The sequence below is a fragment of the Ruegeria sp. BHSA162 genome (genome assembly GCF_059613385.1).
Map to the genome: position 1 here is coordinate 14,464 of NZ_JBXWSK010000030.1, position 24,610 is coordinate 39,073.

Annotated in this window: 23 protein-coding genes, 1 tRNA gene and 1 pseudogene; 20 read left to right on the forward strand and 5 right to left on the reverse strand. The window is 58.8% G+C overall.

Translation table 11 applies throughout. The annotated features are described in order from the left end of the window. Positions 1-9 precede the first annotated feature (9 nt). The 3 genes from AC2FM5_RS10655 (at position 10) to AC2FM5_RS10665 (ending at position 4,210) form a co-directional block, all read left to right on the forward strand. Entirely contained in the window at positions 10-858 is an 849-nt protein-coding gene (locus AC2FM5_RS10655; RefSeq protein WP_496735468.1) for an enoyl-CoA hydratase/isomerase family protein, read from the forward strand. A 571-nt stretch (positions 859-1,429) separates the two neighbouring features. Next, the gene (locus AC2FM5_RS10660) at positions 1,430-2,977 is read left to right on the forward strand and encodes an arylsulfatase (RefSeq protein WP_170446028.1); all 1,548 of its coding nucleotides are present in this window, start codon (positions 1,430-1,432) and stop codon (positions 2,975-2,977) included. Positions 2,978-3,322: 345 nt separating this feature from the next. After that, the gene (locus tag AC2FM5_RS10665; protein ID WP_496735470.1) at positions 3,323-4,210 is read left to right on the forward strand and encodes a sulfotransferase domain-containing protein; all 888 of its coding nucleotides are present in this window, start codon (positions 3,323-3,325) and stop codon (positions 4,208-4,210) included. 101 nt (positions 4,211-4,311) lie between these two features. On the opposite strand, the gene AC2FM5_RS10670 is transcribed toward AC2FM5_RS10665, so the two are convergent. After that, positions 4,312-5,091 (reverse strand): MOSC domain-containing protein, encoded by a 780-nt coding sequence (locus AC2FM5_RS10670; RefSeq protein ID WP_496735472.1) that lies wholly within the window; start codon positions 5,089-5,091, stop codon positions 4,312-4,314. 397 nt (positions 5,092-5,488) lie between these two features. On the opposite strand from AC2FM5_RS10670, the gene AC2FM5_RS10675 reads away from it, so the two are divergent. The 11 genes from AC2FM5_RS10675 to AC2FM5_RS10725 all read left to right on the forward strand — a co-directional run bounded on the left by AC2FM5_RS10675 (position 5,489) and on the right by AC2FM5_RS10725 (position 16,790). Then, positions 5,489-6,808: an ABC transporter substrate-binding protein gene (locus AC2FM5_RS10675; protein ID WP_093965439.1), complete on the forward strand. Its 1,320-nt coding sequence runs from the start codon at positions 5,489-5,491 to the stop codon at positions 6,806-6,808. Between the two features lie 79 nt (positions 6,809-6,887). Further along, entirely contained in the window at positions 6,888-7,835 is a 948-nt protein-coding gene (locus AC2FM5_RS10680; RefSeq protein WP_093965437.1) for a carbohydrate ABC transporter permease, read from the forward strand. Continuing rightward, the gene (locus AC2FM5_RS10685) at positions 7,832-8,770 is read left to right on the forward strand and encodes a carbohydrate ABC transporter permease (RefSeq protein ID WP_010442361.1); all 939 of its coding nucleotides are present in this window, start codon (positions 7,832-7,834) and stop codon (positions 8,768-8,770) included. Before AC2FM5_RS10680 ends, AC2FM5_RS10685 begins: the two co-directional genes overlap by 4 nt. Continuing rightward, entirely contained in the window at positions 8,767-8,955 is a 189-nt protein-coding gene (locus AC2FM5_RS10690; protein ID WP_093965435.1) for a hypothetical protein, read from the forward strand. Before AC2FM5_RS10685 ends, AC2FM5_RS10690 begins: the two co-directional genes overlap by 4 nt. 2 nt (positions 8,956-8,957) lie before the next feature. Then, positions 8,958-10,055, forward strand: a complete 1,098-nt coding sequence (locus AC2FM5_RS10695) for an ABC transporter ATP-binding protein (RefSeq protein ID WP_496735475.1) — start codon at positions 8,958-8,960, stop codon at positions 10,053-10,055. Continuing rightward, positions 10,048-11,040: an ABC transporter ATP-binding protein gene (locus tag AC2FM5_RS10700; RefSeq protein WP_170361635.1), complete on the forward strand. Its 993-nt coding sequence runs from the start codon at positions 10,048-10,050 to the stop codon at positions 11,038-11,040. Before AC2FM5_RS10695 ends, AC2FM5_RS10700 begins: the two co-directional genes overlap by 8 nt. 10 nt (positions 11,041-11,050) lie before the next feature. Continuing rightward, a complete protein-coding gene (locus tag AC2FM5_RS10705) occupies positions 11,051-12,673 on the forward strand; it encodes a dihydroxyacetone kinase subunit DhaK (RefSeq protein ID WP_170368058.1) in 1,623 nt (540 codons plus the stop codon). A 7-nt stretch (positions 12,674-12,680) separates the two neighbouring features. Next, positions 12,681-13,739, forward strand: coding sequence for a LacI family DNA-binding transcriptional regulator (locus tag AC2FM5_RS10710; RefSeq protein ID WP_170366378.1), 1,059 nt, complete (start codon positions 12,681-12,683; stop codon positions 13,737-13,739). 26 nt (positions 13,740-13,765) lie between these two features. Beyond that, positions 13,766-14,821: a sugar phosphate isomerase/epimerase family protein gene (locus tag AC2FM5_RS10715; RefSeq protein ID WP_496735478.1), complete on the forward strand. Its 1,056-nt coding sequence runs from the start codon at positions 13,766-13,768 to the stop codon at positions 14,819-14,821. After that, a complete protein-coding gene (locus AC2FM5_RS10720; RefSeq protein WP_496735480.1) occupies positions 14,821-15,975 on the forward strand; it encodes a Gfo/Idh/MocA family protein in 1,155 nt (384 codons plus the stop codon). The genes AC2FM5_RS10715 and AC2FM5_RS10720 overlap by 1 nt, the downstream gene beginning before the upstream one ends. Before the next feature lie 437 nt (positions 15,976-16,412). Next, positions 16,413-16,790 carry a hypothetical protein gene (locus AC2FM5_RS10725; RefSeq protein ID WP_170368052.1) on the forward strand — a complete coding sequence of 126 codons (378 nt, stop codon included), beginning with the start codon at positions 16,413-16,415 and terminating at the stop codon, positions 16,788-16,790. Between the two features lie 111 nt (positions 16,791-16,901). Here the strand turns inward: AC2FM5_RS10725 and AC2FM5_RS10730 are convergent. The 4 genes from AC2FM5_RS10730 to AC2FM5_RS10745 form a co-directional block, all read right to left on the reverse strand. Further along, positions 16,902-16,978: transfer RNA gene (locus tag AC2FM5_RS10730), tRNA-Arg, on the reverse strand. A 64-nt stretch (positions 16,979-17,042) separates the two neighbouring features. Continuing rightward, the gene (locus tag AC2FM5_RS10735) at positions 17,043-18,425 is read right to left on the reverse strand and encodes a sensor histidine kinase (protein WP_480638388.1); all 1,383 of its coding nucleotides are present in this window, start codon (positions 18,423-18,425) and stop codon (positions 17,043-17,045) included. An 18-nt stretch (positions 18,426-18,443) separates the two neighbouring features. Beyond that, entirely contained in the window at positions 18,444-19,862 is a 1,419-nt protein-coding gene (locus AC2FM5_RS10740) for a dihydrolipoyl dehydrogenase family protein (RefSeq protein ID WP_496735483.1), read from the reverse strand. Positions 19,863-19,865: 3 nt separating this feature from the next. Next, the gene (locus AC2FM5_RS10745; RefSeq protein ID WP_496735485.1) at positions 19,866-20,624 is read right to left on the reverse strand and encodes a TVP38/TMEM64 family protein; all 759 of its coding nucleotides are present in this window, start codon (positions 20,622-20,624) and stop codon (positions 19,866-19,868) included. A 268-nt stretch (positions 20,625-20,892) separates the two neighbouring features. Between AC2FM5_RS10745 and rpmH the strand changes: the two genes are divergently transcribed. The 6 genes and pseudogenes from rpmH to AC2FM5_RS10775 form a co-directional block, all read left to right on the forward strand. Continuing rightward, positions 20,893-21,027 (forward strand): 50S ribosomal protein L34, encoded by a 135-nt coding sequence (rpmH, locus tag AC2FM5_RS10750; RefSeq protein WP_005980833.1) that lies wholly within the window; start codon positions 20,893-20,895, stop codon positions 21,025-21,027. Positions 21,028-21,053: 26 nt separating this feature from the next. Then, on the forward strand, positions 21,054-21,476 hold the full coding sequence (gene rnpA / locus AC2FM5_RS10755; protein WP_496735487.1) for a ribonuclease P protein component: 423 nt from the start codon (positions 21,054-21,056) through the stop codon (positions 21,474-21,476). Continuing rightward, complete coding sequence (gene yidD, locus AC2FM5_RS10760) at positions 21,473-21,712, forward strand: membrane protein insertion efficiency factor YidD (RefSeq protein ID WP_496735488.1); 240 nt, start codon at positions 21,473-21,475, stop codon at positions 21,710-21,712. Before rnpA ends, yidD begins: the two co-directional genes overlap by 4 nt. 78 nt (positions 21,713-21,790) lie before the next feature. Continuing rightward, a complete protein-coding gene (locus AC2FM5_RS10765) occupies positions 21,791-23,413 on the forward strand; it encodes an acyl-CoA dehydrogenase family protein (protein WP_496735490.1) in 1,623 nt (540 codons plus the stop codon). Positions 23,414-23,455: 42 nt separating this feature from the next. After that, on the forward strand, positions 23,456-24,349 hold the full coding sequence (gene ttcA / locus AC2FM5_RS10770) for a tRNA 2-thiocytidine(32) synthetase TtcA (RefSeq protein ID WP_170601345.1): 894 nt from the start codon (positions 23,456-23,458) through the stop codon (positions 24,347-24,349). A gap of 68 nt (positions 24,350-24,417) precedes the next feature. Continuing rightward, positions 24,418-24,610 (forward strand): annotated as a pseudogene (locus tag AC2FM5_RS10775) (hypothetical protein); the annotation flags it as partial.

The following is a 24,610-nucleotide window of genomic DNA, read 5'->3' on the forward strand; positions in this document are numbered from 1 at the left end:
GACTGTCCAATGAAATACGAAAATTTCCAGACCTTCGACGTCGCGGTCGAGAATGCAATTGCCACCGTGACGTTCAACTTCGGAGCGGTCAATGTTCAGGGCCAGGAGATGCTGGCCGACCTCAACAGCCTTGCGATGCGGCTGGAGCGGGACCGGCAAACCAAAGTGGTGATCTTCCAGTCTGCGAACCCCGAAATCTGGGTCTGTCACTACGATACCGAGTTGCTCAAGGATCTTTCGACCGAAGCCGTCTCGCGTGAAGACGCCCGGCTGCTGGACCTGCAGTCCGTGTGCGAACGGCTGAGCAAGGTCCCGCAGGCAACAATCGCAAAGCTTGAAGGCTTCGCGCGTGGCGGCGGACACGAACTCGCGATCGCGCTGGACATGCGTTTTGCGGCACGCGGGAAGTTCAAGTTCATGCAGATGGAAGTTGGCATGGGTATCCTGCCCTGCGGCGGCGGAGCTTCTCGCATGGCGCGCCAAACCGGACTTGGCCGGGCATTGGAAATCATCCTGAGTGCGCAGGACTACGATGCCGACGATGCCGAGCGCATGGGCACCATCAACAAGGCGCTGGACCCTGACGAGATCGGTCCCTATGTCGATGCTCTGGCCAGGCGCATTGCCCAGTTCCCCGCCGAATCCATCAACGCGTGCAAGCAGATGGTCTACGAATCCATCGACAAACCTATTTCCGAAGCGTTGAGGGCCGAGGCCTATTGGCTGTACCAGGCGACTAGCAAGACGCCGGCGGTCAAACGCTTTCGAATTGCCGATGAACAAGCGCTCGAGCATGATATCGAGAACCAGCGAAACTGGAACGAACTGGTCATGAAGGTGCAAGAAATCACCAACTGATCATTGCCGCTTGATCCGCTGAAATCGGTTTCAGCGGATCAAATCCCGCAGCAGGCTTGGGCGTTCCGACTGCAAGGGAGCGGAGGCACGCAGGTCGCCATACTGCGGTTGTCAAAGAACTCATACGCCCATGTTCCGAAGCCGGCGATAGGCCAAAGGTTAGACGGCAGCAGCACCGACGTCCGGGGCGACCGGGCTGATCTGCGGTGCGCGGCGCTTTTCGGTTGCCAACGCACGGGATCGAATGTGCCGGAACGACCGACAGGCTTACTGAACACACACCCAAAAAACGTTCAGCAGGCCGTTCTTTGCTCCAAAAGCAGAAGAAGTGCTCCAGAAACCGGATTGGCGTGGCTCCGAGGTTCGGTGCAACTCGTCTTGATCAACCACGCCTTGAAGCGCGGAGAAAAGTTTCGGCCGGCTCGTAAATCAAAGCCATCGAAGTCGATCGGATCTCTTGGATCACTTGCGCGTTTCCGCCCGAAATCCCGAAAGCCGCAAGAACACCGACAAAACCGCCAAATTTGTGGTAGGTTACTCGGTATTAACAAGAAATTTTGGGAGGACGAAAATGAAATACAAAACAAGATCAACAATAATGGCGGCCTTGTTTGCTGCAGCTGCCACAGCCGTTTCCGCACAAGATGATCCCCCCCTGAACTTCCTGATTATTTGGGGAGATGACATTGGATTTTGGAATATCAGTGCCTACAACCATGGCATGATGGGGTATCAGACACCCAACATCGACCGCATAGCCAAAGAAGGCGCGCTATTTACTGATTGGTACGGTGAGCAGTCCTGCACCGCAGGACGAGCAGCCTTTATCACGGGACAATCTCCCATCCGCACGGGTTTGACCAAGGTCGGCCTACCCGGCGCGCCCGAGGGCATGCCCGTCGAAGACCCAACCATCGCCGGGCTGCTCAAAAACCATGGTTACATGACTGGCCAGTTCGGCAAAAACCATTTGGGTGACCGTGACGAGCACCTACCCACAAACCATGGTTTCGATGAGTTTTTCGGCAACCTTTATCATCTCAACGCAGAAGAAGAGCCCGAAAACCCTGACTACCCCAAGGATGAAGCCTTCAGGGAAAACTTCGGCCCGCGCGGGGTGATCAAGTCGACCGCTGATGGCTCGATCGAGGATACCGGACCGCTTACGAAAAAGCGCATGGAAACCGTTGACGAAGAAGTCACGGCCAGCGCGCTGGATTTCATGGATAGAGCCGTCGAACAGGACAAACCTTTCTTCCTTTGGTGGAACTCCACCCGCATGCACATTTTCACGCATCTGAAGGAAGAGTCCGAGGGAGTGACGGGACTTGGAGTTTATCCCGACGGCATGGTCGAGCATGATGGGCATGTCGGTGTACTGCTTGATAAACTTGATGAGCTCGGAATCGCCGACAACACCGTCGTAATGTATTCAACCGACAACGGAGCGGAGACGTTCACGTGGCCGGATGGCGGTACGACACCCTTCCGCGGTGAGAAGAACACGCAATGGGAAGGTGGCTATCGTGTCCCGACGGTCATCAAGTGGCCGGGCGTCATCGAGCCGGGATCGAAGGTCAATGGCGTAGTATCGCACACGGATATGTTGCCTACCATTCTGGCTGCGGTCGGTGAGCCAGACATCAAAGAAAAGTTGCTCGATGGTGGCGTTGAAGCAATCGGTCGCCAATACAAGGCCCATCTTGACGGCTACAATCTTCTGCCGTCGCTCTCAGGTGAAACGGATGAGTGGCCGCGCAGCGAGTTCATCTATTGGACCGATGATGGTAGCGTCGCCGCCTTGCGATACGAACAGTACAAGGTGACATTCCTGAAGCAGAATGCGCACGGGCTTGATGTATGGCTCTCACCGTTTGAAGTCTTGCGTGCACCGATGCTGGCAAACCTCCGCAGCGATCCGTTCGAGCGAGCCGAGGAAGAGAACGCTATGGGATACCAGCGCTGGTTCCTCGAGCATATGTTCGCGATAGCTCCGGCCTCCGCCTTCGTTGGGCAATGGCTACAAAGCTTCGAGGAGTTTCCGCCAAGGCAAAAACCCGGCAGCTTCAACCTCGACAACGTCATGGAGGAACTCACGAGCCGTGCCGGGAACCAGTAGCACCAAAGGGACGCCGTGAGTTGTGTTCGCCAGCCTGAATTCGCAGACAACTGTTTGTCGAATTCAGGCTGGTAAGTCATGCCCTTGGACTGAAGACCAGCGCGGTCCAAGGGAAAGAATGAACGGCGGCTTGATTTCGTTCTGCGGGTATCGAGCGCTGCTTGCTGGACAGAACCAAGAGCGGTTGTTGGAATAACGTACAGGTGCTGCTCCGCTCTCATTCTGTTGCCGGCCTAACTCAACAAGGCAGCAACTGGCTTTTTGGGCTTTCCGCCATGAGAACCAGTCGCCTTTCACTTTCATTCCACTTTTCCTGAACCAATTCGCGCGGAGGAGTTTTTAGACGTGAAAAACCGAAAGCTCTACCTTGGCCCCCTGACCGACAATAGACGCTGGGATATGGTTCGCATCCGCCCCGATGATGTGTTCGTAGTGACGCCTCCGAAATGCGGCACGACCTGGATGCAAACCATCGTATCGCTGTTGTTTTCTGGTGATCCCGAAGTTGAACCGGAGTTGTCCGTGAAGATGCCTTGGGTAGACATCCGAATCCGAGAAATGCCTGAAGTCGCAGAGCGGCTCGAAGCCATGCAGCATCGACGCAGCATGAAAAGCCACACACCGATGGATGGGTTACCTCTGGATGATCAAGCACAGTACATTTGTGTTTTTCGTCATCCCCTCGATGCGCATTTCTCGTATCGCAAACACGTCAGAAACATTCCAATGACCTGGTTTGACACCTGGTATCCCGAGAACGATGAAGAAGGTATCACATTCCGTCGCTTTCTGGACGGCGGGGCGGAAGGGTTCGATACCGATGCGATGCCACTGGCCCATATCATTCGGCATTACAAAGCCGCTGCGGCGCTTTCCGACCGGCCGAACGTATCGCGTTTTCACTACGCAGACATGACCCGGGACTTGAGAGGAACGTTCTTCAGGCTGGCTGACATCTTGGGCACGACCCATTCAGAGGCAGTCATGGATCAATTGGTTCAAGCTGCGACCTTCGACAACATGAAGGACAAAGCAGAACGCTATGCTCCCTCAGGTGGCAAAGGGTTCTTCAAGTCGGATGCCGAGTTTTTCCACAGCGGAACGAGCGGCAAATGGCACGGGAAACTGACGGCGGAAGAACTGGCAAGCTACGACGCGATGATGGATGCACACCTGGATCCCGAAGACCGAGACTGGTTGGAATATGGCTCTCAGGGGAGCCTCGCTGCGTAGACATCGCCACCCCGGGCGAACCAGCAAAAACCGAAGATCTTTTTCACGATTGAATATGGAACAGGGTTTCCCGAGGTCGCCAAACTGAGGGGGGGCGGCATTCAGGCAAGCATTTCCCCGGGTTGGCCGACACTTAGGGTTCCGCCTTTGGTCACCTCGACATAGACTCCCATATCCATGTGCCCCATCAACTTCCTAATAAGATAGGGTATTATCAAGTCACGCTCGGCCGTATCCGGGTTCACTTCAGTGGCCGCACACCTTTTCGTACGCGATAGTATCTTCAACTCAACATCGCCAAATCTCAGAACTGATCCAACTGCATCCAACTCGGAAAACGAAGGCAAGCCGTCTATCTCGATATTCGCGCGGAACCGCGCTGGCTGGATCTCTGCGTTCAGTTTTTCACCCAACTCTCTCACCGATGCGCGATTAAGAACGGATATCGCGTTCATCATCTTTGGGGAGACGACGGACACATCCGTAAACCGAAGAGGAGCAGATGAGACGAATACCGGCAGTTCGGGATCTTTCAAGCCGATTTCTGAAGACAGGAAACTTGCTGCATTCATCCGGTCTTCTGGTGTTCGCATATTGAAGCTTTGTGTTTTGCCGTTCGCTTTGATCTCAAGATCTTGGGTCTCAAAATCAAAACTCGTCTCGACGCCTGCCAGCGCTGCCTCATTCAACAGAACAACAAAGCGATCTTTCGGCAGTGGCTGAGGGTTCTGTGGGTCGAATCCGGAGTTGTAGCGCGCAAATCCGAACAGGCGATCACCCGGGATCCCCTCCCCTGCCCGCAGCGTCACGGTTTGCATCGGCTCGGCACTCAAGCCTTTGATTGGGTACCGGTTCAATCTGACGATAGAGAGCGTATTCATACGCCTGCCCCTGTCCAACCGAGTCATGCACGATCCAGAGTGACCCGTGCCGTTTGACGCTATCTCCAATCCTCAAAGGTATCGACCGAATAATCCGCTAGGGCTTCACAAGCGGGTTCCAAAATCCGGTGGCCGCTTGATGGCCGTGATTGTGAGCTGGGCCACTTTTGGAGGGTGCGGCCCTTAAATGCCTCACTGCTGAAAATACATGCACACCGACCAAATGGAATAAAATTACATTACATCAGTGATTTAAAGGAGCACCAATCGTCAACCACCGTCCGCTTGAGGTACGAACCTCAAAAATATCTAGACTTGATGTGCGTACCTCAAATAGCCTTGGAGGTATGCCGCGATTCGCACATCCTCGATTGACGGCGAAAAAAGGGAGGAATGGATGACTTACACAAAACTGGCCTCGGCCAGCGCAATAGTCCTTGCCGCTACTACTCTTTCCACCAAGGCGAATGCTGAAGATCTGACGCTTTGTTGGGCTGCATGGGACCCGGCCAACGCGCTTGTCGAGCTTTCAAAGGAATTCGAAGCCGAATCCGGTCACACGATGAACTTCGAGTTTGTTCCCTGGCCGAATTTTGCGGATCGGATGCTGAACGAGCTGAACTCTGGGGGCAAGCTCTGCGACTTGTTGATCGGCGACAGCCAGTGGATCGGCGGGGGCGCTGAGAATGGCCACTATGTCAAACTGAACGACTTCTTCGATGCTGAAGGCATCAGCATGGACGATTTCGCGCCGGCCACCGTCTATGCGTACTCGACCTGGCCCAAGGGCACGCCGAACTACTATGCGCTGCCAGCGATGGGCGATGCGAATGGCTGGTTCTACCGCAAGGACTGGTTCGAAAACCCCGACATCCAAGCCGCCTACAAAGAGGCGACGGGTCAGGATCTTCGCGAGCCTCAATCGCAAAAAGAACTCCTGCAGATCGCGCAGTTCTTCCAAGGTCGTGAGATCGACGGCAAGACTGTCTATGGCGCAGCCATCTTTACCGAGCGCGGCTCGGAAGGGATCACCATGGGTGTGACCGGAGCGCTGTATCCTTGGGGCTTCAAATACGAAAACACGCCGGGTTCCTATGACATGGAAGGCGCCGTGAACTCGCCCGAAGCGGTTGAAGCTCTGGAATTCTACAAGGAATTCTACGAAACGGCGACGCCTCCGGGATATACCAACTCTTACATGGGTGAGAGTCTGGACGCCTTTAAGTCCGGTCAGGTCGCCATGGCGATGAACTGGTTTGCGTTCTTCCCGGGTCTCTACGCCGATCCCAATACCGGCGGCGACAAGATCGACTTCTTTGTGAACCCACCACAAAATCAGGCAGGTTCGACACTGGGCGGACAAGGTATCTCTGTTGTCAGCTACTCTGACAAACAGGACGCCGCACTTGAGTACATCAAGTGGTTTGCACAACCGGACGTTCAGGCCAAATGGTGGGAGCTCGGCGGCTACTCGGCCCATAACTCCGTACTGGAAGATCCGGGTTTTGTTGACAGCCAGCCGTTTGCCGGTGACTTCCTGGAAGCGATGGCCGGGGTGCAGGATTTCTGGCAGGAGCCTGCTTATGCGGAACTGCTGCTGGCGATGCAGAAGCGCATCCACGACTACGTGGTTGCGGACCAGGGCACCGCTCAAGAAGCGCTTGACCTTCTGATCCAAGACTGGACCGAAGTCTTCGAAGACGAAGGCAAGCTGTAGTCCGGACACAGGCAGGAGCGGGTGCAATCCCGCTCCACCTTCACCCGTGAGTCCTAAACCAACAAGAGCTGGCAAAGAGATGTCTGACAGGACCGTAGATCGCGTTGCGGAGGCAACGCCCGAGCGAGTTGCGCGAAAAATCCGAGGATTATCCGACCGCGCGATCGCCTGGATATTCATCTCCCCAACGATTTTTCTATTGCTGGCGATCAACATCTTTCCGTTGATCTGGACCATCCAACTGAGCTTTACCAACTACAAGGCCAACCGGATCGGGCGCGAAGTCAAAGATGTCGGTCTCAGGAATTACGAGCGTATCCTGACAGACTCGGACACCTGGCTGAACATGCAGGCGACGGCGCATTTCCTGTTCTGGACGATCTTTTTCCAGGTCCTGATCGGGTTCACGCTGGCGTGGTTGATCAACAAGAAATTCAAGGGTAACGATCTTTGGACCACGATCATCGTCTTGCCGATGATGCTGTCCCCGGCCGTCGTCGGGAACTTCTGGAAATTCCTGTATCAGCCTCAAATCGGCCTATTCAACTACATCGTGTCCTGGTTCACGGGCAAGGACCCCTCAAGCTTTGAAATGCTGGGTTCGGTTACTTTGGCCCCTTGGGCGATCGTGATTGTTGACACCTGGATGTGGACCCCCTTCGTGATGCTGATCTGTCTGGCAGGCTTGCGCAGCATTCCCGACTACATCTACGAGGCGGCTGAGATCGACCGGGCCAGCAAGCTGCGGCAGTTCTTTACGATTACCATCCCGATGGTGCTGCCGTTCCTGATGCTCGCGGTGCTGTTTCGAGGGATCGAGAACTTCAAGATGTTCGACCTGGTTGTTCAGCTGACCGGCGGTGGGCCGGGATCTGTAACGGAACTCACCTCAATCAATCTCAAGCGAGAGGCGTTTGAGAAGTGGCGGACGGGCTACGCCTCGGCCTATGCGATCATCTTGTTCGTCACCGTGTTCGGCCTTGCGTCGATCTACGTCAAAGCCCTGAACAAGGTGAAACAGAGATGAGCAGTTTTTCCGTCACTGAACCTTCGAACCGGTCCAAATGGATCGCAGGCTTCCTGGTCATCACTTATGCGCTGATCACGATGATCCCGCTGGTCTGGATCTTGCTGACCGGTTTCAAATCGCCCGCCGACGCGATCAGCTACCCGCCCAAAGTGGTCTTTGACCCAACGCTTGAAGGCTACGTCAATCTTTTCACCACGCGCACCAGGCAGACACAGGAGTTTCTGGAAGCCAACCCGCCGCAGAACTGGGCCGATGAGATCGTCCGCCAATACGACATGGTGATCGTTGGGCCCTCCAAGTTCGGCGAGCGCTTCATGAATTCGGTCATCATCGGATTTGGCTCGACGTTCTTGAGTATCTTCCTCGGCACGCTGGCTGCCTATGCGTTCAGCCGATTTAAGGTCCCGCTCAAGGACGACCTTCTGTTCTTCATCCTGAGTACAAGGATGATGCCTCCGGTCGCTGTCGCCATCCCGATCTTCCTGATGTTCAGAAACCTTGGGCTGAGCGATACGCATCTGGGAATGATCCTGCTCTATACAGGGGTAAATATCTCCCTGGCGGTTTGGTTGCTGAAAGGGTTCATCGACGAAATCCCAAGAGAGTACGAGGAAGCCGCCCTTATCGATGGCTACACGAGGTTTCAGGCTTTCTACAAAGTGGTGCTGCCGCAAGCCGCTACCGGAATTGCGTCAACTGCGATCTTCTGCCTGATCTTCGCCTGGAATGAATACGCGTTTGCCGTGCTGCTGACATCTGCGAATGCACAGACCGCACCACCGTTCATCCCGACCATCATCGGTATTGGCGGCCTGGACTGGCCCGCGGTGGCAGCCGGCGCGACGATCTTCCTGATCCCGGTCATGATTTTCACCATCCTGATGCGCAAACACTTGCTGCGCGGGATTACATTCGGAGCCGTACGCAAATGAGCGAGTTTCTTTCCGGATTGATGCGGCTCCGCCGCGGCCCATGGGAGATGGTGGCAACCATCCTGATTGCACTGGGTGTCTTCATGCTGATGCAGCCGTTTGTCCTTTGGGCCTTCACTTATTCCTTCATCGTCACGCTGATCGGAACCGTCATGTTCATCATCGTCAGCCATTTCCCGGAGTAGAAATGGCCCAGATCGTAGTCAAAAACGTAAAGAAGATGTTCGGCGATTTCACGGCTGTCCGCGAAAGCTCGTTCACGATTGAAGACGGCGAGTTTTTCATGCTGCTGGGGCCCTCCGGTTGCGGGAAAACGACGACACTGCGGATGATCGCGGGATTGGAGCTTCCAACGTCGGGCGAAATCTATCTGGACGGCGAAGAGATCAGCCAGCGGCCGCCATCAGAGCGGGACATTGCCTTCGTGTTCCAGATGTTCGCGCTGTATCCCCACATGAACGTGCGCAAGAACATCAGCTATCCGCTTATTTCGCAGGGCATGCCGCGTGCCGCTGTCAAAGCCAAAGTAGAGGAAGTCGCGGGAATACTAGGGATCAAGGACATCCTCGATAGCCCGGTAGGCGGTCTTTCAGGTGGCGACAGGCAACGCGTGGCGCTGGGGCGCGCAATTGTTCGCGAACCCAAGGCGTTCATGATGGACGAGCCGTTGGGCGCTTTGGATGCCGAATTTCGCGAGCACATGGCCGAAGAATTGCGCGCGCTCCACGATCGCATGGGCGCAACCACTGTTTACGTCACACACGATCAGTTGGAAGCCATGCAAATGGGCGACAAGATCGTTGTGATGAACAACGCTGTGATCGAGCAATTCGGCACGCCTCAGGAAATTTACGACAAACCGGCCACAATGTTCGTTGCGGATTTTATCGGGTCTCCTTCGATGAACTTCCTGCCGTTTCAAGGAAAGGTCGCGCCTGGCTCGGAAATGGTACGGCTGAATGGCCATGACGAAGCCGTGCCCAAACTGATGGAAGGTGCGGAAGGTGACTTGGTTTTCGGCGTTCGACCCGAGCATGTTTTTCTGTCAGATGCCAGCGCCTACCGAGCCAGGGTCCTGGCCGCAGAATATCTGGGAACCACCCAGATCGTGACGCTGCAAAGCCCGAACGGAGAGTTGAAAGCCCGCATTGATGCTCGCGAAACCGTCAATCCCGGCGAGACGGTCGGATTGGAATTCCGCTCATCCGCAGTAACCCTTTTCGAAAAATCTACCGGACGCGCGTTGAGGTCCGCACTGAACGACGAGGTACTGAGCAATGGCTGAAGTCGTTCTGGAAAACATTTCGAAGTCATTCGGCGACATCAAAGCGGTGGATGATATCTCAATGACGATCCCCAACGGAGCCTTTGTGGTGTTGTTGGGTCCGACGGGTGCGGGAAAAACAACGACGCTGAGATTGATATCCGGGCTCGAGAAACTGGATTCAGGCACAGTTCGCATTGCCGGGCGCGACGTCGGGATGGATACACCCGCCCAGCGCGACGTGGCGATGGTTTTCCAGCAATACTCGCTGTACCCGCATATGACCGTGCGTGAAAACCTGTCTTTCCCTCTGCGGTCGCCGATCCTGAAAACACCAGAGGATGAGATCGCGAGGAAGGTCAAAGAAGTCTCGGAGATCCTGCAGATCCCGCACAAGCTGGATAACAAAGCCACTGAACTGTCAGGGGGCGAAATGCAGCGTGTGTCGATCGGACGAGCGCTGGTGCGCGACCCCCAGATCTTCCTGATGGACGAACCGCTCAGCTCTTTGGACGCCAAGCTTCGGGCGGATTTGCGGGTCGAACTGAAAAGAATTCAGGCCGACCTGGGATCAACCTTGCTTTATGTGACCCATGATCAGGTGGAAGCCATGACAATGGCCACACATATCGGCGTTTTGGAGAACGGAAGGCTGGTTCAATACGGTACCCCTCGCGATATCTATGAAAACCCCGGCAGCGTTTACGTGGCCAGCAGGTTGGGTCTACCACGGATCAACATCCTGCCGTCCGAGTTGTTCGGAGGCGACCACAAGGGTCCGCAGATTGGGCTTCGCCCGGAAAACATCGTTGAAGGTGAAGGCAGTGAGGCGCGCGTGATACGCGCCGAGCATCTGGGCGATCAAACACGGCTGCACCTGGACCTAAACGGTCACCCGGTCGTGACGTTGATAGATGTCCACCAGGACTATCCATCTGGAAAAATTATTAAAATCCGCCCCCACAACCCATTGTATTTTGACGCGTCCGGCGCGCGGGTGAATTAAGGAGCAAAGCATGGCCCAGTTCCTCAACACAAAAGAAACTCTGGTTACAGATGCGATAGACGGTCTTCTGGCCTCCTCAGGAGGGAGGCTTACCCGGCTGGACGGCTACCCGCATATCAAAGTTGTCTACAGGTCGGATTGGGACAAGTCGAAGGTGGCGTTGGTGTCCGGTGGAGGGTCAGGTCACGAGCCCGCCCATGCGGGCTTTGTTGGCGCCGGTATGCTGACGGCCGCAGTCTGCGGCGAAGTGTTTGCGTCCCCGTCTGTCGAGGCGGTTCTGGCGGGCATTCTTGCAGTCACGGGTGAGGCTGGGTGCTTGCTGATCGTCAAGAACTATACCGGGGACCGGCTGAACTTTGGGCTGGCCGCTGAACGCGCCCGTGCATTGGGTCGCAAGGTTGAAATGGTGGTCGTCGACGACGACATCGCCCTGCCCGACCTGCCGCAACCACGTGGCGTGGCAGGCACGTTGTTCGTGCACAAAATCGCCGGAGCCCTTGCGGAAAGCGGTGCTGACCTGGACACCGTTGCCAAAGCAGCCAGTAGCACCATCGAAAAGGTTGTCAGCATTGGTATGAGCCTGGACACCTGTACCGTTCCGGGATCTCCGAAAGAAGACAGGATCGCACCCGGCAAGGCGGAACTTGGTTTGGGCATCCATGGCGAGCCGGGTGTGCAGCAAGTCGAATTCTCAAATGCCGTATCGGCCATGTCCACAGTGGTGGAGAAGCTGAGGCAACGGCTTGGGGCCGGGGAATGTGTGGCGTTGGTCAACAACCTCGGTTCCACGACTCCGCTGGAAATGGCTGTCCTAACGCACGCCTTGTCCGAAACCGGTATTGCCCACCATATCATCGGTCCGGCCCCCATGATGACATCGCTAGATATGCACGGGTTTTCTGTTTCCATTCTACCCGTGGATCAGGCCGATTTGTCAGCTCTTGAAGCACCTGTTGATCTGGCCGCGTGGCCCGGGGTCAATTCCATCGACCCGATCAAAGTGGCACCATTGCCTGACGGCCTGACGCCGATCGATCCAATTCCTTCGAACAATCCGACCACAAGGGAAACGATCTCGCGCTTGTCTGAACTCCTCATCAACGCTGAGAAGAATCTGAACGAACTGGACGCGAAATCCGGTGATGGCGACACAGGAAGCACATTGGCGACGGCCGCAAGAGCGCTGCAAGGCAGCCTTGACCGCATGCCGCTCGCTGATTTGACTCAGCTGTTCCCGGCGTTGGGCAATGAATTGAGCCAAACCATGGGTGGCTCCTCCGGTGTGATACTAGCAATTTTCTTCAATGCAGCTGGTGACGCATGTGCCAATGGGGCAACCGTAGCCAAATCCCTGGAAGAAGGCCTGAAACGCGTCAGCCAAGTTGGAGGCGCCAAGGTCGGCGACAGAACTATGATTGACGCCTTGGCACCCGCGCTTGCCGCTCTCCCATCGGGGTTGACCCATGCCGCACATGCCGCCCGCGAAGGAGCGAACAATACGGCCAAAATTCGCCGTGCGAAGGCGGGCCGAGCAGCTTATGTTCCCGAAGAAAACCTAGTTGGACATAACGATCCCGGCGCTGAGGCCGTTGCCTTGTTGTTCGAGGGCTTGGCGCGGGAGCTTGAGGGCTGAGGAACACGTGGCAGACCAAAAACAAAAACTAGAATTGGTGAAGAAGCCAACCGTCAATGACATCGCGCGGGTTGCGGGCGTCAGTCTTGCGACTGTGGACCGGGTCTTGAACAGGCGCCCCGGCGTGCGCGCAGTAACCGTTCAGAAAGTACAGAAGGCAATTGATGAACTGGGGTATGTGCGCGACACCGCCGCGGCCAACCTCGCACGAAACCGGGTTTACAATTTCCTTTTTGTTTTGCCGGACACCGACAATGAATTTGTGGAAGCGATCAGCAACCAGATCGCAGAGCAATCCCGTGACCAGTTTATCGAGCGGACACGCATTACGATCAAAAGGGTCGCTCCGTTTGAACCGCAGGATATCGTCAACATTCTGGATGCTGTCGATAGTTTGGATGTTGATGGAGTTGCCGTTTTCGGACCCGAAACGCCTTCTGTTCGCGATGCCGTGAGACGGCTCAAGGACAAAGGGGTTCCGGTGGTTGCCTTGGTGTCTGACCTGCCGAGTTCCGAGCGAGACCACTTTGTAGGAATTGACAACGTTTCCGCAGGACGAACCGCCGGTCAATTGATGGGGCGTTTCGTGCATCGGGAAGGCAAGGTCCTGGTTCTGACTGGCTCTCGTTTGGCACGTGACCACCTAGAGCGTCGCCAGGGCTTTGATCTTGTTGTGGCCGAGGAGTTTCCGCATCTCGAGGTCGTGGCGTCTGTTGAGGGCCGGGATGACCCGGATCTGATTTACAAGATGATGCCCGAGATCTTCGAAACCTACCCGGATCTGGTCGGAATATACTCGTCAGCAGCGGGCAATGCCGGCCTTATTCAATTCCTTTCGGAAAACAAGCTCAGCAAGGATTTGGTGATCATAGCGCATGAGTTGACTCCGCTTAGTCGAGAGGCTCTGAAGCTTGGCACGTTTGACGCCCTGATCTCGCAAGACACCGGGCACATTGTTCGTTCAGCCGTCCGCCTTCTGCGTGCGACTTCGGACAAAGTCCCATTCAACAAAGCGCAGGAACGTATCCGTATCGACATCTATCTGAGGGAAAATTTACCGCCATAGCGGCTTAGGTTTTGGGGAGGAAACTTATGAAAACGATCAAAGGTCCAGCATTGTTTCTTGCACAATTCGCAGGGGACGAAGCACCGTTCAATTCGTGGGACGCGATTACAAAATGGGCGGCTGACTGTGGATACAAGGGCGTCCAGGTTCCCAGTTGGGATGGCCGGTTGTTCGACCTTGAACAGGCCGCGTCCAGCACCGGTTACTGCGATGACTTCAAAGGCAAAGCCAGGGAAAATGGCGTCGAAGTCACTGAACTGTCAACGCACCTTCAGGGTCAGCTTGTGGCCGTTCACCCGGCCTATGACAGCGCCTTTGATGGCTTTGCCGCCGAGAGCGTCAGAGGAAATCCGAAAGCCCGGCAAGAATGGGCCGTAGACCAGGTCAAAAAAGCATTGTCCGCTTCGAAGAACCTGGGCATTTCGGCGCATGCGACATTCTCGGGCGCGTTGGCGTGGCCCTACGTCTATCCCTGGCCACAGCGCCCTGCCGGCTTGATTGAGACGGCATTTGATGAGCTTGCGCGTCGTTGGGTGCCGATCTTGAATCACGCCGAGGAATGCGGCGTCGATGTCTGCTACGAAATTCACCCCGGAGAGGACCTCCACGACGGCGTGACCTACGAGATGTTCCTCGAACGGACAGGCAATCATCCAAGGGCTTGCATGTTGTACGACCCATCGCACTACGTGCTGCAATGCCTCGACTATTTGGACAATATTGACATCTACAAGGATCGAATCCGGATGTTCCATGTCAAAGATGCCGAATTCAACCCGACCGGGCGGCAAGGGGTTTATTCAGGATACCAAAGCTGGGTCGATCGTGCCGGCCGGTTCCGGTCGCTTGGTGATGGCCAGGTGGATTTCGGGGCCGTCTTCTCAAAAATGGCGGCGAACGACTTTGACGGCTGGGCTGTGGTCGAATGGGAATGCTGTCTAAAACACCCCGAAGATGGAGCGCGTGAGGGCGCTCAGTTTGTGTCGGATCACATCATCCGTGTGACTGAGAAAGCCTTTGATGATTTCGCGGACGGTGGTGCTGACGAAGCCGCCAATCGCAAAATGCTGGGGATTGAATAATGGTTACAGGACGCAGTGAAGAAGCCTCGGGTCGCATTCGGCTTGGCATGGTCGGCGGTGGAAATGACGCCTTCATAGGCGGCGTTCATCGCATAGCAGCACGATTGGACGACAGGTTCGAACTGGTTGCCGGCGCTTTGTCTTCGACGCCCGAAAAATCCATTGAAAGCGGCCGGGCATTGGGTCTCGAACGGGTCTATGAAGACTTCAAACAAATGGCGATCCGGGAAGCTCGGCTCAAATCCGGGATCGAGGCGGTCTCAATCGTCACGCCAAATCACGTCCACTATACCGCCGCGCGTGAATTCCTGAAACGCGGGATTCACGTCATTTGCGACAAACCACTCACCTCGACCCTTGCCGATGCAAAAAAACTGGTCAAAGCGGCGGAAAGCGCGAATGCCCTGTTCATACTGACCCACAATTACACAGGCTACCCGATGGTTCGGCAGGCGCGTGAAATGGTTGCCAACGGCGATATCGGCAAAATCCGCGTCGTCCAGGTTGAATACCCGCAGGACTGGCTGACCGAGCAGCAGGATTTCAAACAGGCGGAGTGGCGAACCGATCCCGAACGCTCGGGCGCGGGCGGATCAACCGGTGACATCGGAACCCATGCCTACAACCTCGCTTGTTTTGTGACCGGGCTGAGGGCGGAAAGCCTTGCGGCGGATCTGCAAGCCTTCGTCCCGGGGCGCCAAGTCGATGACAACGCCCACGTATTGCTTCGCTTCGAGGGCGGCGCGCGGGGTATGCTGTGGTCCTCTCAGGTGGCTCCCGGCAACGAAAACGCACTTCGGTTGCGGGTCTACGGCGAAAAAGGTGGGCTGGAGTGGGCTCAGGAAGACCCGAACTATCTCTGGTTCACGCCCTACAACGAACCAAAGCGTCTGATCACCCGCAATGGCGCTGGAGCTGGTGACGCTGCCAATCGCTTGAGCAGAGTTCCTCCGGGCCATCCCGAAGGATATCTTGAAGGGTTCGCCAATATTTACGGAGAGGCTGCTGAGGCGATCCAGGCTTTCCGAAATGGGATTTCACCTGAGGCGTCCGTTGTTTACCCAACCGTGCACGACGGGCTAGACGGCGTCAAATTTGTAGCCGCTTGTGTGCAAAGCTCGTCCAGAAACGCGGCTTGGGTCAAGTTGGAGTAAGTCTGGCTGTGGGCATCGGGTAGGCACCGGATACTGAGCCAGCCAACCCTTCCCTGCCCCTCGGCTCGTCCAACCACCAGTTCGCCGCATCGTCCACCAATGGCCGCTCTACGGACGAAGCCGCCAACGCGGCCAGCAAGTACAAGATGCCGCGAACCGGCCCACAAAGGAACCATCGGTATGAGCGTCTGTTCAGCACAGCGTCTTAGATATCTCAGCGACCGCTATGCAGAGAAATTGCCGCAACAGGAGGCGATCACGGCAAAACTGGATGGGTACGAATAGCCTCCAACCACCACGTATCCACTGCCGGATTTTGAGGTCTCGGTTTGCGCCTCCAGGCCAAGCAACCCAGCGCGAAAGCCCCCTCGATTTGACGACCCCGTATTTTTTCTGATAGACCGCGCGCCCTTTCCCAAAAATAGGAGGACCTGCAGATGTGGGTAGCATTCTCGACGCCCGAGGGTTCGGGCTTTTTCTCAGCCGTTGCCATGGATGAGGACGGCAACACCAGCGGGCCGCACATGGGATCCCGCGTCTGCCTGCGGTTTCGCCGCGCACAGGATGCCGAATTGCTGCGCGACTATGGCATGGACGGTCAGGTGATCGAAACACCGGGCGGCGACTACCGTTTCCGGGCATTCATACCGCGCAACCACCTCGTGACCGTGCTGATGAACTTGGGCAACCACATGTCTTACCCAAATTTCAAGGCCAGCATCCCAAAAGATGATGTGGCGTTCGAACGCGCCTGCCACGAGGTTTGGGCGGCATTCGGCGAACTACAGGAAGGAGGACCATATGGAATGGGGTGAAACACCCCATTAAACCCAGCGCGGTTGCCTCGAAGTTGTCTTGAGACAGAACACCTCGTATTCACCACATGGGCCATACTGACGAAAACACTGTTTTTCGGGAGTTACCAGTGGCGGACCGAGGAGGATTCGAACCCCCGACCCCTTGATTCGTAGTCAAGTACTCTATCCAGCTGAGCTATCGGTCCGCGTTGGTGAGGCGGTATTTAGACCCGGCGTTCGGGACGTGCAACCCGATTCTTCAAAAATATTTCAAAAACCCATCTCCCCCCGTGGGAGCCTTATTTTAAAGACCGTGCCCTCCGGGCCGGTGCTGGTCAGCACCAATTCTCCCCCGTGGCCGCGCACCAGTTCCTGCGAAATCGCCAGACCCAGGCCCGAGCCACCTTTGCGCACACCACCCTGAAACGGCGTGAACAGATTCTCCTGCGCTCGTGGCGGCAAACCGGGGCCGGTATCCCGAACCTCGATGACCCATGCGTCCTGATCTTCGGAGGCCGAGATCGTGATTTTTCCCGGTTGGCCGGATGTCATCAGTGCTTGGCGTGCGTTGCGCACAAGGTTCATGATGACCCGGAACATCTGTTCCGGATCGGCCCGAACGACCAGATCGTCCGGAACGTCGTTGGCAATTTCGATACAGCCACCGTCTACGGCCAGAGCCTCGCTGGACGCTACGTCGGCAGCGATATCGCGCAACCGCACCATGGTCAGGGTGGGCGCGGGCTCTTCCGCCCGCCCGAAGGCCAGCGTACTTTCGCACAGGGACACCGCCCGGGTGATCGAGTTGACCAGCTTGGGCGCCATCCGTCGGACCAACGGGTCGTCGCTGGCTTCGATCCGGTCAGTGAACAGCTGGGCCGAGGTCAGGATGTTGCGCAGATCGTGGCTGACTTTGGCCACAGCGCCACCCAATTGTGCCAGCCTCTCGCGCTGTTTCAGGGCCTGGGTCAGGTCGGTCTGCAGCATCTGCAGGGCTTCTTCAGCCTCGCGCAGTTCGGTCACCTTGGATTGGGGGGAGATGATGCCGCGCGCATCCTCGGGTGCACGGGCGTAACGCTGCATGTAGCCCACCACGCTTTTGATCGGGCGCACCAGAACCACCCGCACCGCAAGGAACAGGAAAAACGCGGTGATGATCGAGATGACAAAGGACAGGCCGAGGATGCGCAGGCCATAGTCGATCATCGCCATACGCAGGGGCGCGCTGTCCATGGTGACTTCGATAAGCAGACCCGCATCCCGCACAGGCTGCCCGATGACGCGAATGACCTGGTTCTCGGGCGTGAAGAAACGGATCATCGCGTCCCGAATGAGAACCCAGGGCCCGGCGCCCCTCAGATCATAGGTCTTGGCAACCTGGTCTGGGATAGGGGACGACAGCATCAGCTGGCGCACCTCGTCCCGGCGCAGCACCACGTTGTAGACCCCGGCATTGGCCAGAAGCTCGGCCTCCAGCTCGTCGGCCAGCATGTCGTCTGCCAGCAGCGCCAGCGAGGCGATCTGGGCGCGTTCCAGCCGGTTCAGAAGAAAATCCTCGCGGAATCGCGCGATCGACGGCACGAAGATCAGCACCTCGGCCAACATCACGAAGACCGTCGTCAAGATCAGGAAACGACCCGACAGCGAGTTCAAGTGGCGCTCCTTTCCCGATCAGGGGATCCAGCGCTGGACCAGCCTGACCACTCGTTCAACCATCTGATTCTCAAACAGTCTTGGCGAGAAATAGGCGCCCGCCACCCGTTTGTTAAGCTCTCCGATCGTGGGATAGGGCGACACCATCGCCGCGATCTGGCTCATCTTCAGGTTATTGGCCAGCGCCAGAGACCACAAGTTGATCAGTTCGCCGGCCTGATGCCCCACGATTGTGGCCCCCACCGGGCGCCCCTTGACGACCATGACCTTGATGAACCCGGTCGTTTTGCGTTCGGCCACGGCGCGATCGTTGTGGGCATAGTCGAACCGGGCGATCTCGACCCTGTCGCCGTGGCGGTCGCGCGCCTGCGCCTCGGTCAGGCCGACCTGGGCCAGTTCGGGGTCGGTATAGGTCGCCCAGGGGATGTGCGCCGTCTTGGCCTTGGACCGCAGCCCGAACAGGGCCGAACGGATGATGACCCCGGCGTGATACCCCGCCACATGGGTGAACTGCAGCCCGCCCGCGACGTCGCCGATCGCATAGACCTTTCGGTTGGTGGTGCGCAGGCTGTCATCCACCTTGATGCCCGTGTGCGTCCGGTCGATCCCGGCAGCCTGCAGGTTCAGGCGGTCGGTGTTGGCCTTGCGGCCCACCGCCAGCAGCAGGTGCGTGCCTGCATGGACCACGCCGTCCTCGGTGACGACCTCGACCGCCCCGGCCTTCCCGCGCACCCGGGCCACCATTGCATGTTCCAGAATTTCGACCCCTTCGGCGCGCAGAGCCTCCAATACCATTGCGGCCGCCTCGGGGTCATCCTTGCCCAGCGCCCGCGCGCCTTCGATCACCGTCACCTTGCAGCCCAGCCGGACATGGGCCTGCGCCATTTCCATGCCGATGGGTCCCCCGCCGATGATCAGCAGGTGGTCGGGCATGTCGCGCAGGTCGAAGATGGTCTCGTTGGTCTCAAACGGCACGCCATCCAGCCCCGGGATCGGCGGAACCAGCGGGGACGAGCCCGTGGCCAGCACCACGCGGCGGGGGGTGATGACGAAATCGCCGGCCTGAACCTGCGTGGGCGACAGAAACGTCCCCCAGTCGCGAATGACGCGCACGCCGAAACCTTCGAACCGTTCCTGGCTGTCCATGGGCTCAATCTGCGCGATCACGTCCCGCACATGATCCTTGGCGGCGGCATAGTCCACCTGCGGCGCGTGGTCGGCAACGCCGAATGGCGCGGCATGGCTCTGTGCATGGGCCAGCTTGGCGCTGGCCAGCAGGGCCTTGGACGGGACGCAGCCATAGTTCAGGCAGTCGCCACCCATCTTGTGCCCTTCCAGCAGGATCACGTCGGCGCCCATCTGGCTGGCCCCGGCAGCCACCGACAGGCCGCCCGACCCGGCCCCGATCACCAGGATGTCGGTCTTGAGCTCTTGCATGGATCAAAGGCCCCTTCGGCCGCGAATGAGTTTGATGAGAATCGGCAGAGCCGCCAGCGCGCACAGGCCCAGGATCGGGCCGATCACGAAGGGCTCGGTCAGCAGCGACAGGTCCGGCGTCTCGCCCCGGTCGAACACACCGCCCAGACCGACGCCGATCCAAGTATAGACGATGCCGCCCGGAATGATGCCCAGCGCCGTGGTCAGCAGAAAGTTCCGGAACTTTACCCCCACCAGCGCCGGCACCAGATTGGCGACGAAGAACGGCACCACCGGCACCAGCCGCATCAGGAACAGCACCGGGATCTCGTTCTCGCGCAACCCGTCCTTGATTCGCTTGACGGTGCCTTCCGAAGCCTCCAGCCGCGCCGTCAACGTCTCACCCAACCCCCAACGGGCCGCCAGAAAGATCGCCGAGGCCCCCACGGTTGCGGCAAATACGTTGAACACGGTGCCCGCGAACAGCCCGAACAGGAACCCGCCCGTCATCGAGGCCACGGCCGCACCGGGCAAAGAAAAGGTGACGATCAGGACGTAAACCAGGATGAAAACGCCCGCCAACGACCAGTAATTGGCATCGCGCCAGGCCAACAACGCCTCGCGATTGTCGCGTAGGGTTTCAAAGGTCAGGTAGTCGCCCAGCGCAAAAAAGCCGACGACGGCAACCGTCAGGATCACGATCAGGGGAATATGTCGTGCCAGCCCGCTGCGCGGCACCTGGGTGGTTTCGGTCATTTCGTCGTCCGGGTTCGAATGCTTCATCTGCCCCACAAGATGCGCACTTGACCCTCTGTGCAACAGGGTCCTCACGCCGGGTTGAACACGCACCGGTTCAATGTGAGAAATCCGCCATCCTCGGGCTGATTCTGAAACTTTTGCCCGGTCGCCCGACAGAATTGTTGCAAAAGGCACGAAAACCCATGCGATGGGGTTTGACTTGCCCGCCGGTTCCCAGTAGAGGACGGGCTTCGAACACCACGGGCAGGCGAATCCGCGCCGCACCCGACCGCCAAAGATTGGAGACGGAGCGATGAAACGCACCTATCAGCCTTCGAACCTGGTTCGCAAACGCCGCCACGGTTTCCGCGCGCGCATGGCCACCAAGGCCGGCCGCAAGATCCTGAACGCTCGCCGTGCCCGCGGCCGCAAGTCGCTGAGCGCATAAACCGCGCGACCTTTCAGGTTTTGAACATGACGCCGCCGGAGGCCCCTGTGGATGGCACTGACCACCCCGGGGATATGCCCCCGGCGGCGTCCGTTTGCGCGCCTGCCCTGTCGGTGCTGCGCAAGCGCAGCGATTTCCTCAGGGCCGCTCGAGCGCGCAGACAGGGCACGCCTTCCATGATGGTGCAGGCCCGCAAGCGCGCCCCGGATGAGGCCGAGGGCATTCGCGTCGGTTTCACCTGCTCGAAAAAGGTCGGCAATGCCGTGGCCCGCAACCGGGCCAAGCGCCGCCTGCGCGAGGCGGCCCGCGCCGTTCTGCCGGACCATGGCCGGGACGGATGGGATTACGTCCTGATCGGACGGGCCGAGGTGACCGCCGCCCGCCCCTTTGACGCTTTGCTGGACGATCTGCGCCAAGCCCTGCGCAAGATCCACAGCCCAAGCAAATGACCCTGCTTGCTCATATCCTCGCGCTGCCCATTCAGGCCTACCGGCTGATCTTCAGCCCGTGGGTGGGGTTCAACTGTCGCTATCAGCCGACCTGCTCGGCCTATGCGCTGGAAGCGCTGGAAAAGCACGGCCCGATCAAGGGCGCGTGGCTGGCCGCGCGCCGCATCGGGCGCTGCCACCCCTGGGGCGGCGACGGCTATGACCCGGTGCCCGACGACAAACCCGACGCGCCCTGATCTGACACCCCGTCAAGCTTGACCCAAGGGGGGTGCGCCGCTGAACATCGGTTTCAGCAAAAACTCTCCGAGGCGCCCATGTCCAGATCCAACGCCCGCCAGTCTCTGCCCACGCATGCGGTGACGAACCAACCGCCCGAGCGCGGCGACACCGACCTGTGGACCTCGGACCCGGTTCTGCGCGATTGCGCCACGCGCGCCGGGGCGCGGGCGACCCCACTGGCCGCCTACGGGACCGCTCTGGGCCGGGCCGAAACGCGCGACGCCGGGCGCGACGCCAACCTGCACCCGCCCGAACTCTGCCTCTTCGACCGGGGCGGCCGCCGCCTGGATGAGGTGCGGTTCCACCCGGCCTATCATCACATGATGGATCTGAGCCAATCGGCCGGCTATGCCGCGCTTGCCTGGGACGGAGCGCCGGGCGGTCACGCGACCCATGCCGCGATGGTCTATCTGGCCAGCCAGGTCGAGCCGGGCCATTGCTGCCCGCTGACCATGACCTATGCCGCCGTGCCGGCGCTGGCCGCCAACCCCGAACTGGCCGAAATCTGGCGCCCGAAACTGACCGCCGACACTTATGACCCAGCCCCCCGCCCGATCAGAGAAAAACGCTCGGCGACCTTGGGCATGGCGATGACCGAAAAACAGGGCGGCTCGGACGTGCGCGCCAATACCACCACGGCCACCCGCGACGGCGATGCCTGGCGGCTGCGCGGCCACAAATGGTTCTGCTCGGCCCCGATGTCCGACGGGTTCCTCACGCTGGCGCAGGCGCCCGGCGGGCTGACCTGCTTTCTGGTGCCCCGCTGGCTGGAAGGCGAGCGCAACGCCATCCACCTGATGCGCCTCAAGGACAAGCTGGGCAACCGCGCCAATGCCTCGTCCGAGGTCGAGTTCCATGACGCGCTGGCCTATCAGCTGGGGGATGAGGGGGCCGGCGTGCGCACGATCATCGAGATGGTGCATCACACCCGGCTCGACACCGCGATGGCCCCCGCCGGCCTGATGCGCGCGGCCCTGTCCGAAGCACATCACTGGGTCAGCCATCGCAGCGCCTTTCAGCGCCGCCTGATCGACCAGCCTCTGATGCGCGCCGTTCTGGCCGATCTGGTACTGGACTGGGAAGGCGCGCTGACCCTCGGCCTGCGCGTGGCCCGCGCCTTTGACGGGGACACTGCCGAAGACCGCGCCTTTGCCCGGATCGGGGTGGCGCTTGCCAAGTTCCTGTCGAACAAGCGCTGCCCCGTCGTTGCGGTCGAGGCGATGGAGGTGCTGGGCGGCATGGGCTATGTCGACGACACGCCGATGCCGATGATCTATCGCGAAGCGCCCCTGAACGGCATCTGGGAGGGGTCTGGCAACGTGATCTGCCTGGACATTCTGCGCAGCCTTGCGCGCGACCCGCTGGCCGCCCAGACCGTGCAGGCCGAACTGGACGCGGCAACCGGAGCCGACCGCCGCTATGACGCCGCGCTGAAGGCGCATCGCGACCGTTGGCCGACCCTGCCCCCCGAGGCCGAGGCCCGCTGGTTCGCCGAGGCCACCGCGCATCTGCTCACCGCCGCACTGCTGCTGCGCCACGCGCCCGGTGCGGTGGCCGATGGATACATCGCCACCCGGGTTCTGGGCGAAAGCGGGCGCGTACCCGGATCGGTCTCGGGGCTGGACACTGACGCCCTGCTGGGCCGGCTGTCCGGCTAGGCGGGCCTTGCCCGGTCGGCGCATCTGCGGTAGGGGCTGCGCATGTTCGACGAAGCCGACGATATCCATCCGCTGTTTGCTGGTGCGCCCTCGACCACCGAGTTCAAGAAGCTGCGCAAACGCATCGTGCGCCAGACGCGCGAGGCGATCGAGCAATACGGCATGGTTGACCCGTCGGCCCACGACAAGGACGGCAAGCCGCCGCGCTGGCTGGTTTGCCTGTCCGGCGGCAAGGACAGCTATACCCTGTTGGCCGTTCTGTACGAGTTGAAATGGCGCGGTCTGCTGCCCGTGGACCTGCTGGCCTGCAATCTGGATCAGGGGCAGCCGGGCTTTCCGGCCACCGTGCTGCCCGAGTTTCTGGAACGCATGGGCGTGCCGCACCGGATCGAGTACCAGGACACCTATTCCATCGTGGTCGACAAGGTGCCGCAGGGCCGCACCTATTGCGCGCTGTGCTCGCGCCTGCGCCGTGGCAACCTGTACCGGATCGCGCGCGAGGAAGGGTGCTCGGCCGTGGTGCTGGGGCATCACCGCGATGACATCCTGGAAACCTTCTTCATGAACCTGTTCCACGGCGGCCGTCTGGCGACCATGCCTCCGAAACTGGTGAACGAAGAAGGCGACCTGTTCGTCTATCGCCCGCTGGCCCATGTGGCCGAGGCCGATTGCGAGAAATTCGCCAAGGCGATGAACTATCCGATCATCCCCTGCGACCTGTGCGGCAGTCAGGACGGCCTGCAACGACAGCAGGTCAAACAGATTCTGGACCAATGGGAAAAGAACAGCCCCGGCCGCCGGCAGGTGATGTTCCGCGCGCTGACCAATGCCCGGCCCTCGCACTTGCTGGATCCCAAGCTGTTCGATTTTGCCGGCCTGATGCTGGACCCCGGCAAAAACGGCGAAAATTCGGAAGAAATTCCGCTTCTGCGTTAACGTCTGACTCAGAATGATTTCCTAGCCTCCGATTGGACGCAGTTCGCCCAATTGGAAGGCCGGAATCGATGCTGAAAAGGTTCTCACCCCAGAGTTTTCAGAATGCTCTGCTGACTGTTCTGGCAATGCCGCAAGTTCTGGCATTCGTGCCTGCATTGTGCCTGGCTGCTTTCTGGCTGGGCGGCGACACGGCATTGGTCGTTGTCGCCCTGGGGCTGCCCTTGTTGCTTTCGGCTGCCCAACGGCTTCAACCGGGTGCAG